The following is a 13,315-nucleotide window of genomic DNA, read 5'->3' on the forward strand; positions in this document are numbered from 1 at the left end:
ACTGGCCCCGGCGTCGGGGCGAGACCGTCGTCGTCCGCCTGGAGAAGGAGACCACCGCCGCAACCGCGAAGGAGTCGCATCGCGTTCTGCGCTCCGCGCTGTCCTCCGCCTGCCGTGAAGAGCTGATCACGCGCAACGTTGCCAAGCTGGTCGAGCCACCGCGCACGGACACCCCAGAGCTGCGTCCCTGGACTCTGGACGAGACGCTCGACTTCCTGGCGGCCTCCCGTAAGGACCCGCTCTATGCGGCCTTCGTGCTCGCTATCGCCATGGGGCTCCGCAGGGGAGAGATCGTCGGCCTCCGCTGGTCGGACGTCGACCTGGACAACCGTGTCCTCTACGTCCGTCACCAGGTCCAGCGTCGCCGTGGGGTCCTGTACGACGACGACCCGAAGAGCCGCCGCCGTCGCGCCATTCCGCTGCCCGCCCTCTGCATCGCGCCCCTGCGCTGGCACCGGATGCGGCAGGGAGCTGCCCGCGCCAAGGCGGGGGAGAGGTGGCACGAGTCGGACTATGTCTTCGCCACCCGGACCGGGCGCCCCGTCGAGCCGCGCAACCTCTACCGCTCCTTCACCCGCGTCGCCCAGTCCGCCGGCCTCCGCGTCATCCGGCTGCACGACGCTCGGCACGGCACGGCGACGCTCCTCACGGCGGCCGGAGTCGCGCCCCGCGTCGTGATGGAGATCCTGGGCCACTCCCAGATCAGCATCACCATGGACGTGTACACGCACGTCGTGCAGGACACCCAGCGCGAGGCCATGAGCCACATGGACAGGCTGCTGCGGAAGAGGCGCCCCGATCGCGGGTGACCGACCCCGTTGATGTCAGAAGTGGATGTCAAAGGCCCCGGACCAAGATCGGTCCGGGGCCTTTTCCCTTGTGCCCCCGGCAGGATTCGAACCTGCGACACCCGCTTTAGGAGAGCGGTGCTCTATCCCCTGAGCTACGAAGGCGGGGCTTGGGTGGAACTCGGTCAAGCCCTGAGCGATCCGGGTCGGGCTGCTGCGGTGACGTGCGGCGCGGAGGCCGCGTGGCACACAGCAGCGCCTGCCAGAGCGCTCGGTCCACAGGGTACCGGATCAGGGCTGGGGTGGGCGCTGATGTCTGTGAGGGTCATGCAGTGGGTGATCCAGCGTCATGCAGTGGGTGATCAGTGGGGGGTGTGATCACCGTCCTGGTTCCCGTGCGGGCGGCGGGGGCGTGTGGGCGGCGGCGGGTCACAGGGGCGGTACCGGTGTGAAGCGGGACGCGGTGCGTAGGTCGTCCTGGATTCGGTCGGCGGTCGCGCGCAGGTCGGGGAGCAGGTCGTGCACGCAGTCCTCCACGGTGCGCCGGGCCGCGTGGGTGGCGACGTTCACCGCGGCGACCGCCCGGCCCGCCCGGTCCCGTACCGGTACGGCGATCGACCGCAGCCCCGACTCCAGCTCCGCGTCGACGAGGGCGTACCCCTGGCTACGGATCTCGGCGAGCGCCGGGGACGGTGGTGCGGCGGTGTCGGCCAGCAGGACGCGGCCGAGGGAGGTCGCGGCGGCCGGCAACCGGGCGCCCACGGTGATGTGCACGGTCAGGACGCGGCTCGCGCCCGCCCCCGCCGTGTACTGGATCTCCGTACCCTCGCCCGTCAGTACCGCCAGCGCCGTCGGCTCGTGCAACCGGTCCGCGAGGTCCCGCAGATGGGGCTCGGCGAGGCGGGGCAGCGTGCTGCGCGACAGCGGCGGGAAACCCAGGTCGAGGACGCGCGGGGTGAGGGAGAAGGTGCGGTCGGGGCGGGCCGCCACCAGGCCGAGGTGCTCGTGGGTGAGCAGGGCCCGGCGGGCGGTGGCGCGGGACAGGCCGGTGGCCCGCGCCACCTCGGTCAGGGCGAGCGCCGGCCGGCCCTCGCCGAACGCGGTCAGCACGGTCAGTCCCCGGGCCAGGGACTCCACGAAGTCCCGGCCCAACTCGTGTTTGGAGGCGCTGGTCCACGCGGCCAGGCCGGTGGGCGGCGGCCCGGGCTCGGGCGGTGGCGCCGTGCGCAGCTCGGCCTCCATCGCCGCCACCGCCGTACGCAACCGGGGGAGCAGGGTGGTGTGCAGGCCGGCCGCCGAGTGCCTGCTGGTATGACTGACCACGCTCGCCACGCAGGCGACGCGGTCGGTGTCCGGTTCCCGTACCGGTACGGACACCGCGACCAGGCCCGGCTCGATCAGCTGGTCGTCCAGGGCCCAGCCGTCCCGCCCGGCCCGCGCCACACGCTCCGCGAAGTCGTCGGCGGCGGACGGGGAGCGGGGCGGTACGGCGGGGAAGGTCGCGTCCGCCGGGTCCTGGCGCCGCCGGGAACGCCACCGCTCCCAGTCCGTTTCCGTCCACTCGGCCGCGAACAGGGCGCCGGGCGCGGTGCGTTCGGCCGGGAGCAGGTCACCGATGCGGAAGCTCACGGACATCGCCCGGCGGCGGGTGGCCTGGTGGATGAAGCGGATGCCGTCGAGGTCGGCGACCGCGAGCGACACGGACTCGTCGAGTTCGTCGGCGAGGGCGTCGGCGTGCGCGCCGAGCAGTGCGGGCAGGCGCAGGGCGGCCAGGTAGGCGTTGCCCAGTTCCATCACGCGTGGGGTGAGGACGACGTCCCGGCCGTCGAGGCGGACGTGGCCCATGCGGGCCAGGGTCGCGGTGATCCGGTCGACCGTGGAACGGGCGAGCCCGGTGGCCCGCTCCAGCGCGCTCGGGCTCAGTGTGCCGCCCGCCTCCGTCAGCCGCCGCAGCACCCCGACGCCCCGCACCAGCGGCCCGACCACCTCGGCGGGCGGCCCGCTTGTCCGTGCCGGTGACGGGTCCGCCTCGGTGGGCGCCCCGACCGTCTCGGTGGCCGGTCCGATGCTGCCGACCGTCTCGGCCGACGGCCCGTCCTCGGCAGGGTCGCCGGAATCCTGGGCGGTCTTCGCGGGCATCGTCTCTCCGGTACGGCATACGGGCACGCCTACGGTAAACCCCGGCCGGCACCCATTCGGCAACCCCCGCCCTCACCCGCCGCCACATCCCGTCGGCATGCCCTCCGCGGACTCAGGCCGACATCCCTCCGCCAACCCCCGCCCTCACGCCCCGCCGCCACGCTCCTCCGCATGCTCGGGCCGACACCCCTCCAACCCAGCCCTCACCCGCCGCCAAGCCTCTCCGCGGACTCAGGCCAACACCCCCGCCACCCCCACCACCCCCGCCCCCTCCTCCCCCTACGCCGCCCCCCGCGTGACCCGCACCCGGTAGTTCCCCTCCTCGTCCGCCTTCAGTACCTGGACCGTGAGGGCGTGGCGGGGGTCCTTGAAGGTCTCGCCGGGGGAGAAGGGGGCGTCGGAGAGTTCGGCGTGGACGTTGGGGCTGCGGGTGCAGCCGCCGCTGCTCCGGTGGCTGTCGTAGACCGTGACCGGACCGCGTCCGGTGTCGACCGTGGCGTCGACCTTGTAGATCAGGATGCCCGGCCGGCACACCGTCTCGTCGTTGCCGCCCTGCGCGCGCAGCTCCAGCGCGTAGGCGGTCCGCGTGTCGATGGGTACGAGGATCAACTTCCCGCCGCCCGGCTTGTACAGCGGCGTCAGCATGTACTCCGCGCTCCCCGGCTTCGCGGCGCAGCCGATCTGGTCGCCGTCCAGCCAGCCCAGTTTCCACTTGTGCCAGCCGAGCAGGTCGTTGTTGGCGCCCCAGTCCTCGCTCATGATGTCCCAGTGCCCGACGGCGCCCCCGCCTTCCTGTGTGTACAGGTCGGGCAGGCCGAAGGTGTGGCCGTTCTCGTGCGGCAGCACGCGGTAGCCGGTGCGGGCGTAGGAGCCGGAGCCGTCGTCCTGGCGGGAGTAGACGAAGGAGGCGTTGGCGACGGGCACGCCGTCGGCGACCGGGGCCTCGTGGTTGCCGGCGAAGGTCACGGACAGCACGGTGTCCAGGGCGGAGGGTCCGGCGTTCGGGGTGACCAGCACGTTCAGCAGGTCGTACGAGCGGAAGTCCACCGTCGGGTCGGCGGCGGCCACGATGTCCTGCACCAGCTGCCGGTAGCCGGGGTCGAAGGGCGCGCCGCGCTCTATGCCGTACGCCTGGAATGTCTTCGGCATCCGCAACCAGGTGGTGATGGGTGTCTCGGGCCGGTAGTCGAGCCGGCCGTACGAGGCGTTGTGGAACCACTCCTGGGTCTGCGGGAAGAACTCGCTGAAGCGGTCCATGGCGTTGCCCTTGCCGGGCGCGTCGGAGAAGTCGACCATCAGGGTCAGGGCGCGGACCGTGCCCGTGGCGCGGGAGTAGCCGCGGGGGGTGGGGACGCCCTCGGTCATCTGCACGTCCAGACCGCTGCGGATCATGCAGGGGGAGAGCTTGGCGGAGCGGGCCAGGCCGATGGGCCCGGCGGTGGTGGGCGCCGGCAGATGTCCGGTCCCGGCCGAGGTGCTGACGGTGAGGGTCAGCGCGGTCACCACGGCGAGGGCGGCCACCCGGCGCGGGCGTATGCGGCGGCGAGGCGACTGCGGCTGCATGCATGGACCTCTCGCTCCACGGCAGCCGCCGATCTCCGGCTGCACCCTTGCGATCACCCTGTGTCGACGGGGTGGAGGGCGCGCGCTGGAGGAGACCGACCGTGGGAATGCCGGTCCGCAACGGGGTGAATCCCCGCGGATGATGAGTGTGGCTCAGGTCACAGCACTTCTTTTCGGCGGCGGGAAATAACCGGGGACCGTTTCCCCGTTTAGCCCTGTGTCCGAGCGAAACGGGGACTGCTTCCCCGGATCGCCCCCAACGCCTTCGAGGAGTACGCCGTGTCGACCGCGACCTCCCCCGCACCGCGCAAGGTGACCCGGCCGCGTGCCGACGCCGTGCGCAACCGGGAGCGGATCGTCACCGCCGCCCGGGAGATGTTCGTCGAGCACGGCCCGGATGTGCCGCTCGACGAGATCGCCCGCCGGGCGGGGGTGGGCAACGCCACGGTGTACCGCAACTTCCCGGACCGTGAGGCCCTGGTCCGCGAGGTCGTCTGCTCCGTCATGGACCGGACGGCCGAGGCGGCCGAGGTGGCCCTCACCGAGACCGGGGACGCCTTCGCAGCCCTGGAGCGCTTCGTGCACGTCGCCGCCGATGAGCGGATCAGCGCGCTGTGCCCGATGGTCTCCGCCACCTTCGACCAGCACCACCCCGACCTGGAAGCCTCCCGGGAGCGCGTCGAGCAGCTCGTCGAGGAGGTCATGGGCCGGGCCAAGGCGGCCGGGCAGCTCCGGGCCGATGTCGGCGTCGGTGATCTGCTGGTCGTCGTGGCCCAGCTGAGCCGGCCCCCGATGGGCACGGACTGCCTCCGGGGCGACCGCTTCGTCCACCGCCACCTTCAGTTGTTCCTCGACGGCCTGCGGGCTCCCGCCCGCTCCGCCCTGCCGGGCAGGGCCGTCACGCTCGAGGAGCTGCGCACGTCCTGATCCGTCAGTCCGGCACCGGCCGGTCCGACACCGATCGGCTCGGCACCGATCGGCGCCGACCGGTCCGGCACCGGCCGCTCCGGCACCGATTAGTCCGGCCCTCGACCACAGTCCGTCAACACCGGTGGCCTTTCCGGGTCCTGCCGTCTCCGTCTCCGTCTCCAGTCACGTCAGCTTTTCCTGTTCCGTTTTTCTCGCCTTTTTCCGTCACGAAGTCCCGAAGTGGGTACCTCCATGTCCGAAGCAGCCCTCAAGGCTCCCGGCGCCGCCGCACCGAGCGGTGACGCCAACCGCTGGAAAGCGCTCGTCTTCATCGCGCTCGCCCAGCTGATGGTCGTCCTCGACGCCACCATCGTGAACATCGCCCTGCCCTCCGCCCAGACGGATCTGGGCATATCCGACGGCAACCGGCAGTGGGTCGTCACCGCCTACGCCCTCGCCTTCGGCGGTCTGCTGCTCTTCGGCGGCCGTATCGCCGACCTGTGGGGCCGCAAGCGTGCCTTCGTCCTGGGTCTCGTCGGCTTCGCCGCCGCCTCAGCGCTCGGCGGTGCCGCGACCACCGGCGCGATGATGTTCGGCGCCCGCGCCCTGCAGGGTGTCTTCGGCGCCCTGCTCGCCCCGGCCGCCCTGTCGCTGCTCGCCGTGATGTTCACGGACGCCAAGGAGCGCGCCAAGGCGTTCGGCATCTACGGCGCGATCGCCGGTGGTGGCGGTGCCGTCGGTCTGATCCTCGGCGGTTTCCTCACCGAGTACCTGGACTGGCGCTGGACCTTCTTCGTGAACGTCCCGTTCGCCGTCGTCGCCGCGGCCGGCGCCTACTTCGTCATCCGTGAGCCGGAGGGCGGCCGCAACCGTTCCCCGCTCGACATCCCCGGCGTGATCCTGTCCACCCTCGGCCTGGTCGCGCTCGTCTACGGCTTCACGCGCGCCGAGTCCGACGGCTGGGGCGACGCCGTGACCGTGTCGATGTTCGTCGCGTCCGTGGTGCTGCTGCTCGCGTTCGTGGTCGTCGAGTCCCGGGTGAAGGCCCCGCTGCTGCCGCTGCGCGTGATCACCGACCGCAACCGCGGCGGCATCTACCTGTCCCTGGGGCTGGCCATCATCGGCATGTTCGGCCTGTTCCTCTTCCTGACCTACTACCTGCAGATCGTGAAGGGCTACTCGCCGGTGAAGACCGGCTTCGCCTTCCTGCCGATGATCGTGGGCATGATCACGGGTTCCACCCAGATCGGCACCCGGCTGATGACCCGGGTCGCGCCCCGGCTGCTGATGGGCCCGGGCTTCCTGGTCGCCGGGCTCGGCATGCTGCTGCTGACCCAGCTCGAGGTGGACTCCTCGTACGGCGCCCTGCTGCTGCCCGCGATGCTGCTGCTCGGCCTCGGCATGGGTACGGCGTTCATGCCGGCGATGTCCCTGGCCACCCAGGGCGTGGAGCCCCGGGACGCCGGTGTCGCCTCCGCGATGGTCAACACCTCGCAGCAGGTGGGCGGCGCGATCGGCACCGCCCTGCTGAACACGATCGCCGCGTCCGCGACCACCTCGTACATCAAGGACCACATCGCCGGCGCCGCCGCCAAGCCGCAGCAGGAGCTGGTGAAGCTCCAGGGCCAGGTGCACGGCTACAGCATGGCGATCTGGTTCGCCGTCGGCATCCTGGGCCTCGCCGCCCTGATCGCCTTCACCCTGGTCAACGCCGGCCGTCCGGACACCTCGCCGGTGGCCTCCGGCGACGGCGTCGAGGACGAGGTGCCGGTGCCGGTGGTGGCCCACTGACCGTGAGCCGTTAGCGGAGCCAGGGCAGGTCCGCACCCGCTTCGTTGGGCTGGAGGCCCTCGGCGACGATCTCCATGATCTCGCCGAGGGCCTTCTGCTGTTCGGGGGTGAGCCGGTCGAACAGCGCCTGCCGTACGGCGGTCACATGGCCGGGCGCGGTGCGCCGCAGCACCTCCACGCCCTCGTCGGTGAGCACCGCGAACTGGCCGCGCTTGTCGGAGGCGCAGTCCTCGCGGCGCACCCAGCCGTTCTTCTCCAGCCGGGCGATCGCGTGGGACAGCCGGGAGCGGGTGATCTTCGCCTGCATCGCCAGCTCGGTCATCCGCAGCCGGCGGCGCGGTGCCTCGGCGAGGCCGACGAGGAGGCCGTAGTAGATGTGCGGCATGCCCGCGTCGCGCTGCAGCTGCCGGTCGAGGTGGTCCTCCAGCAGGGTCGTGGCGTGCAAGTAGGCGCGCCAGACGCGCTGTTCCTCGTCGGTGAGCCAGCGGTGCCCCGCGGCGGAGTCCGGTGCCGTAGTCATGTGTCCCACTGTACGAGTCAGCTCCTTGAAATTTGAACAAGTCCGGCGTAAGCTCGCTAAGAGCTTGAGAGTTAAAGCATCGGGACGATCGGGAGCCGCGACCATGTCCGCCACCGCACAGGACGCCGCTCGGGAGGCCGCGCAGGGCGCCGCCCAGGAGCGCATGCCCGCCCTCTACCTCAGCCACGGCGCCCCGCCGCTCGCCGACGACCCGGTCTGGCCCGGCCAGCTCGCCGCCTGGTCCGCCGGCCTGCCCCGCCCCAAGGCCATCCTCATGGTCTCCGCCCACTGGGAGGAGGCCCCGCTCGCACTCGGCGCCGTGGAGACCGTCCCGCTGGTCTACGACTTCTGGGGTTTCCCCGAGCACTACTACCAGGTCCGGTACGCCGCTCCAGGCGCCCCCGAGCTGGCCGAGTCCGTCCGCAAACTGCTGCGCGCCCCCGGCATCCCCGTCCAGGACATCCCCGACCGCGGCCTCGACCACGGCGCCTACGTCCCCCTCGTCGAGATGTTCCCGGCCGCCGACATCCCCGTCCTGCAGATCTCCATGCCCACCCTCGACCCGGTCCGCCTCATGGACATCGGCCGCAAGCTCGCCCCCCTGCGGGACGAGGGCGTGCTGATCGTCGGCTCCGGCTTCTTCACCCACAACCTCGCCGCCCTCCGGTACGCCGGCAACGGCGTACCCAGCTGGTCCTCCGAGTTCGACGACTGGGGCAGGCGGGCACTCCAGGCCCGGGACTGGGACGCGCTGCTCGACTTCCTGAACAAGGCCCCGGCCGGCCGCTACGCCCACCCGCGCACCGAGCACTTCGCCCCGCTCTTCGTCACCATGGGCGCGGCGGAGGCGGGCGGCGAGCTGGACGCGCAGCGGTCCGTGATCGACGGGTTCTGGATGGGGATGGCCAAGCGGTCGGTGCAGTTCGGCTGACGGTTCGGCGGACCTCAGAGGTCCTTCTCGTACCAGGCCACGTCCCAGTAACGGCCGAACTTGCGGCCCACCTCGCGGTAGGTGCCGACGTACCGGAAGCCGAAGCGGGCGTGCAGCCGCGCGGAGGCCTCGTTGGGCTGGGCGATGCCCGCGTAGGCGCGGTGCACGTCCTCGTCCGCCAGCGCCTTGAAGAGGGCGTCGTAGAGCAGGCTGCCGATCCCGCGCCGGCCCGCACCCGGGGCGACGTACACAGAGGTCTCCACGGACGTGGCGTACGCCGGCTTCGGCCGGTAAGGACTGGATGTGGCGTAGCCCAGAATCTCCTGTGAGCGTGCGTCCGCGGCAACCAACAGCCGGTGCGGGCCGTCTTCCGGGTGGGAGAGCAGCCAAGGGCGGCGCTCTTCCGCAGTGAAGACCGCCGTGTCGAATGTGATGGCCGTCTCACGTACGTAGTGGTTGTACAGGGCCGTGAGGGGTTCCAGATCACCCTCGACTCCGGGCCTGACCTGCACCTCTGTATGTGCCGACGCCATCCTGCCTCCCGGTGTGGCGGACAGGGTACTGCATGATCAGAAAAATCGGGGTGCGGGTTGGGAATTCTGTCCGGATTCCAGTCGTTGTTTCCCACGGATGCAGGGCACTCGAGGAGAGTCCCGGAGACAGTCCCGGAGTGCCGAGCGTTCACAGGACCACCCGCAAGCCCACCATCGCAAGGGAGCACGCATGGCAACCCGTGCCGTCGCCCGTCGTCAGTCCGCCGCCGGCGAGACGGTCGACTCGGCAAGCAGTGTTCGCGCCCATGGCGGCGAGATCGCCGACCGCGACCTGGTCGGCATGTACCTCGACGAGATCGCGCGGACGCCGCTGCTCGACGCCGCCAAGGAGGTCGAGCTGTCCCAGACCATCGAGGCGGGTGTGTTCGCGCGGCAGGTCCTCGACGGGTACGAGAAGAGCGCCTCGGACGCCACCCGCGAGGAGCTGGAGGCGCTGGTCGCCGAGGGTGAGCGGGCCAAGGACGTCTTCATCCGCTCCAACCTCCGCCTGGTCGTCGCGGTCGCCCGGCGCTACCCGCGCAGTGGCCTGCCCCTGCTCGACCTGATCCAGGAGGGCAACGCCGGCCTGGTGCGCGCCGTCGAGAAGTTCGACTACCGCAAGGGCTTCAAGTTCTCGACGTACGCCACCTGGTGGATCCGTCAGGCCATCACCCGCTCCATCGCCGACCAGTCCCGCACGATCCGGCTCCCCGTCCACCTGGTGGAGGAGCTGGGCCGCATCCGCCGGGTGCAGCGCGAGTTCAACCGCGAGCACGGCCGCGACCCGGAGCCCGCGGAGATCGCCAAGGAGCTGGGCGCGACGCCGGAGCGCGTCATCGACGTCCTCGACTGGGCCCGTGACCCGGTCTCCCTGAACATGTCGGTGGACGACGAGGGCGAGACGCAGTTCGGTGACCTGCTGGAGGACACCTCGGCGGTCTCCCCCGAGCAGTCCGTCCTGACCCTGCTCCGCAGCGAGGAACTGGACGACCTGATCGGCCGCCTGGACCAGCGCACGGCCTCCATCATCAAGATGCGGTACGGCATCGAGGACGGCCGCGAGCGCACCCTGACCGAGGTGGGCAAGGAGCACGGCCTGACGCGTGAGCGCATCCGCCAGATCGAGAAGCACGCCCTGCTCGAACTGAAGAAGCTGGCCCGCGACACCGGCTTCGACGCGGCGGCGTAACGGACGCGGGCGGCAGCAGGGGGCGCACGGGGCCCGCGCGGTGCGCGCGCCCGGTGGCGAAAGACGGCGCAAACATGGCGTAGTCCCACCGCTTCAAGTCCCGGGCCCGGGGGAAAAACCCTTCCGGGCCCAGGAGCGGGGCCCCGGGAACCGCAGTCGCCGCACTCCCCACCTCGCCGCACCACTCACCATCCGTACCACCGGTCTCCGGACCGCCGGTCACACCCCGCACCACCGGCCGGTGCCCTTGCCGTCCCCCACGCGACATCGCACCCTGGCCGACCCCACGTGAGCCACGTCCCGCCGCAATCCCCCCCGGCGCCGGGACCTTCTAGAGCCGGGCTTCGGCGCCTACCCCCCAGGCGCCGGGGCCCGGCTCCTTCTGGTGGGGCACAGTGCGGCAGGCTGCTGATCGGCCACGAGGGGGGCATCAGAGAGGGGGCATTCGAGAGGGGGCGTCGGAGGCGGGCGCATCCGAGCGGGCGCGTCGGAGGCGGCGCATCGGAAACGGCGGTGTCGAAAACGGGCGTGTCCGAGATGGTGGACGCGTTGGAACGGCGGCCCACCCCGTACCTGAACCCCGGGGTGGACCGTCGGATGGCAGATTCTGCCACAGCGGCATAGCCTGCCGAGATGAGCGCCACCCGCAACACCGCCCACCAGCCGTTTTCCGCCTCCGCGCCGGTCTCCCTCACCGAACGCCGGAAGGCCGAGACCCGGATGGAGATCGCCCGGGCGGCGGCCCGCCTGTTCGTCCAGCAGGGACTGCGGGCCACCCGCGCCGAGGACATCGCCCAGGCCGCGGGCATCGCACCGCGCACCTTCTACCGCTACTTCGCCGGCAAGGAGGAAGCGGTCGCCCCCCTCTACGCGGCGGGCGCCCAGCGCTGGGCGGAAGCGGTCCGTGCGGCCCCGGCCCACCTCACCGTCCCGGAGGCACTGGAGCACGCCGTTCGCCACACCCTCAGCCCCGGAGCCGGCGTCTCCGCCGCGTCCTGGGAATGGGTCCGCACCCTGATCCGCCTGGCCGACACCAGCCCGGCCCTGCGCAAGGTCTGGGCGGAGGTGTGCCAGGCGTCGGAAGAAACGCTGGGCGAGATCCTCGCGACCCGGCTGTCCTCCCCCGCGAGCGCGGGCGGCGCGAGCGGAACGGGCGGCACCGGCACCGCCACGGACAACGTTGCCGCAACGCCGACCCCTGCCGGGGCCACCCCGGCCTCCGCCGAAGCCATCCCGGCCCCGGCCCCGGCCACCCCGGCCTCCGGCGAAGTCGCCCCGGCCCCTGCCGGCACGGCCCCAGCCCCCGCCGAGGTCGCCCAGGCCCCTGCCGACGTCGCCCCGGCCACGGCCGAGGTCGCCCAGGCCTCTGCCGACGTCGCCCCGGCCACGGCCGAGGTCGCCCAGGCCTCTGCCGACGTCACCCCGGCCACCGCAGAGGTCACCCAGACCTCCGCCGAGGTCACCCCGGCCCTCCGTTTCGCCGCGGCCGTGGCCGGCGCTGCCGTCCGTGTGGCCGTGGAGTGCTGGGCCGCCGGCACGGCCCCGCCTGTCGGCCCGGACGGCCCGGCGGCCCTGGCCCTGCGGAACCTGCGTGCCCTGCGGGGCTTCGGCTGGGACGCGGAAGGCTAGGCAGCCCCAGCGGGCGGTAAGGGCGGTCCTGCGCGCCGCGGGAGCCCCGGCCGCGGAAGGCGGCCGGGCGGCCCCAACGGGCGGTGGTGGCGGACCTGCGGTCCGCAGGAGCCCCGGCGCATCCCGGAGTGCTCGCGGACCGCCTCCGCTCACCCTCCCGCCCGGCTCAACCGCCCGCCCAGCTCCCGTACGCACACCGCCAGTTCCGCCGGCTCGCGGGGCGCCTCCGCGCTCGCCCTCCCGCCCAGCTCCCGTACGCGCACCGCCAGTTACGCAGCCTGGGCGGGCGGCCGCGGCCCCGTCGCGCATGCGCCCCCGGTCCGCGCGGAGCGCCTCCGCTCACCCTCCCGCCCGGCTCAACCGCCCGCCCAGCTCCCGTACGCACACCGCCAGTTCCGCAGGCTCGCGGACCGTGAACTCGCAACCCACCATCGCCAGCCGCACCGCCAGCCACTCCATGGCGCCGCCGGTGGTGCCGCGCAGGACGCAGCCGCCCCGACCGTCGTCCTCGGGTGCCCCGACCCATGCCGGTACCCGTGCGGAGACCCGCTCCGCCGGTGCGGCGAACCGCACCTCGAACGCGTAGGTCTCCTGCCGCCGGTGAATGGACTGCCGCAGATACTCGGCGGCGCTGCCCTCCGGCACCTCCCTCGGCGCGAACCGGACTCCGGTCGCGAACGGCGCGCTCACCCGGTCCACCCGGAAGGTGCGCCAGTCCGCGCGGTCGAGGTCGTAGGCGACCAGGTACCACCGCCGTCCGGTGGACACCAGCCGGTACGGTTCGGTCAGCCGTCGCGACTCGCCGCCGTCCTTGTCGCAGTAGGCGAACCGCAGCCGTTCCCTTCCCGCGACCGTCGAGGCCATCACGGTCAGCGTCTCCGGTGCGATGCTCGGCCCGTCCCCGCTGGTCAGCGGTGTGGTCGCGGCCTGCAGCGTGGCCACCCGGTGCCGCAGCCGGGCCGGCAGCACCTGCTCCAGCTTGGCCAGGGCCCGTACCGACGCCTCGTCCACGCCCTCCAGGGCGTGCCCGGCACCGGCGCGCAGCCCGACCGCGATCGCGACCGCCTCCTCGTCGTCCAGCACCAGCGGCGGCATCGCCGTGCCCGCGACCAGCCGGTACCCGCCGTCCGCACCCATCGTCGCCTGCACCGGATAGCCCAGCTCGCGCAGCCGGTCGATGTCCCGCCGCACGGTACGTCGGGAGACCCCGAGCCGTTCGGCCAGCTCACCGCCGGGCCACTCGCGCGGGGTCTGAAGGAGCGAGAGGAGTTGCAGGAGCCGGGCCGGGGTGTCCGTCGTCATGGGTACGAGAATGCCGCAGAA

At 72.4% G+C, this 13,315-nt stretch carries 9 protein-coding genes, 1 tRNA gene and 3 pseudogenes; 7 read left to right on the forward strand and 6 right to left on the reverse strand.

Annotated features, from left to right (window positions below; genetic code table 11):
• Positions 1 to 29: 29 nt before the first annotated feature.
• A pseudogene (locus ACGFRF_RS12335) lies at positions 30 to 809 on the forward strand (tyrosine-type recombinase/integrase); the annotation flags it as partial.
• Positions 810 to 880: 71 nt separating this feature from the next.
• On the opposite strand, the gene ACGFRF_RS12340 reads toward ACGFRF_RS12335, so the two are convergent.
• The 3 genes from ACGFRF_RS12340 to ACGFRF_RS12350 form a co-directional block, all read right to left on the reverse strand.
• Positions 881 to 953, reverse strand: a tRNA-Arg gene (locus ACGFRF_RS12340).
• Between the two features lie 264 nt (positions 954 to 1,217).
• On the reverse strand, positions 1,218 to 2,927 hold the full coding sequence (locus ACGFRF_RS12345) for an IclR family transcriptional regulator C-terminal domain-containing protein (protein ID WP_393738876.1): 1,710 nt from the start codon (positions 2,925 to 2,927) through the stop codon (positions 1,218 to 1,220).
• A gap of 279 nt (positions 2,928 to 3,206) precedes the next feature.
• Positions 3,207 to 4,490, reverse strand: coding sequence for a M6 family metalloprotease domain-containing protein (locus ACGFRF_RS12350; RefSeq protein WP_393738878.1), 1,284 nt, complete (start codon positions 4,488 to 4,490; stop codon positions 3,207 to 3,209).
• Positions 4,491 to 4,769: 279 nt separating this feature from the next.
• Between ACGFRF_RS12350 and ACGFRF_RS12355 the strand changes: the two genes are divergently transcribed.
• Both ACGFRF_RS12355 and ACGFRF_RS12360 read left to right on the forward strand, forming a co-directional pair.
• Positions 4,770 to 5,417, forward strand: a complete 648-nt coding sequence (locus ACGFRF_RS12355; RefSeq protein ID WP_393738880.1) for a TetR/AcrR family transcriptional regulator — start codon at positions 4,770 to 4,772, stop codon at positions 5,415 to 5,417.
• Positions 5,418 to 5,651: 234 nt separating this feature from the next.
• Positions 5,652 to 7,190, forward strand: a complete 1,539-nt coding sequence (locus ACGFRF_RS12360; protein WP_393738881.1) for an MFS transporter — start codon at positions 5,652 to 5,654, stop codon at positions 7,188 to 7,190.
• 10 nt (positions 7,191 to 7,200) lie between these two features.
• Here ACGFRF_RS12360 and ACGFRF_RS12365 read toward each other — a convergent pair whose 3' ends face one another.
• Entirely contained in the window at positions 7,201 to 7,710 is a 510-nt protein-coding gene (locus ACGFRF_RS12365) for a MarR family winged helix-turn-helix transcriptional regulator (protein WP_393738883.1), read from the reverse strand.
• Between the two features lie 163 nt (positions 7,711 to 7,873).
• Between ACGFRF_RS12365 and ACGFRF_RS12370 the strand changes: the two genes are divergently transcribed.
• Positions 7,874 to 8,641, forward strand: coding sequence for a dioxygenase (locus ACGFRF_RS12370; protein WP_393739351.1), 768 nt, complete (start codon positions 7,874 to 7,876; stop codon positions 8,639 to 8,641).
• Between the two features lie 14 nt (positions 8,642 to 8,655).
• On the opposite strand, the gene ACGFRF_RS12375 is transcribed toward ACGFRF_RS12370, so the two are convergent.
• Positions 8,656 to 9,174 carry a GNAT family N-acetyltransferase gene (locus ACGFRF_RS12375; protein WP_393738885.1) on the reverse strand — a complete coding sequence of 173 codons (519 nt, stop codon included), beginning with the start codon at positions 9,172 to 9,174 and terminating at the stop codon, positions 8,656 to 8,658.
• A gap of 190 nt (positions 9,175 to 9,364) precedes the next feature.
• Between ACGFRF_RS12375 and ACGFRF_RS12380 the strand changes: the two genes are divergently transcribed.
• From ACGFRF_RS12380 to ACGFRF_RS12390, 3 genes and pseudogenes are all read left to right on the forward strand, one after another.
• On the forward strand, positions 9,365 to 10,363 hold the full coding sequence (locus ACGFRF_RS12380; protein WP_393738887.1) for an RNA polymerase sigma factor RpoD/SigA: 999 nt from the start codon (positions 9,365 to 9,367) through the stop codon (positions 10,361 to 10,363).
• 720 nt (positions 10,364 to 11,083) lie between these two features.
• Positions 11,084 to 11,476 (forward strand): annotated as a pseudogene (locus ACGFRF_RS12385) (TetR/AcrR family transcriptional regulator); the annotation flags it as partial.
• Positions 11,477 to 11,824: 348 nt separating this feature from the next.
• Positions 11,825 to 11,992 (forward strand): annotated as a pseudogene (locus ACGFRF_RS12390) (TetR family transcriptional regulator); the annotation flags it as partial.
• Between the two features lie 339 nt (positions 11,993 to 12,331).
• Here ACGFRF_RS12390 and ACGFRF_RS12395 read toward each other — a convergent pair.
• The gene (locus ACGFRF_RS12395) at positions 12,332 to 13,294 is read right to left on the reverse strand and encodes a helix-turn-helix transcriptional regulator (RefSeq protein ID WP_393738889.1); all 963 of its coding nucleotides are present in this window, start codon (positions 13,292 to 13,294) and stop codon (positions 12,332 to 12,334) included.
• Positions 13,295 to 13,315: the final 21 nt, after the last annotated feature.

Source organism: Streptomyces sp. NPDC048521, from assembly GCF_043199855.1.
GTDB lineage: Bacteria > Actinomycetota > Actinomycetes > Streptomycetales > Streptomycetaceae > Streptomyces.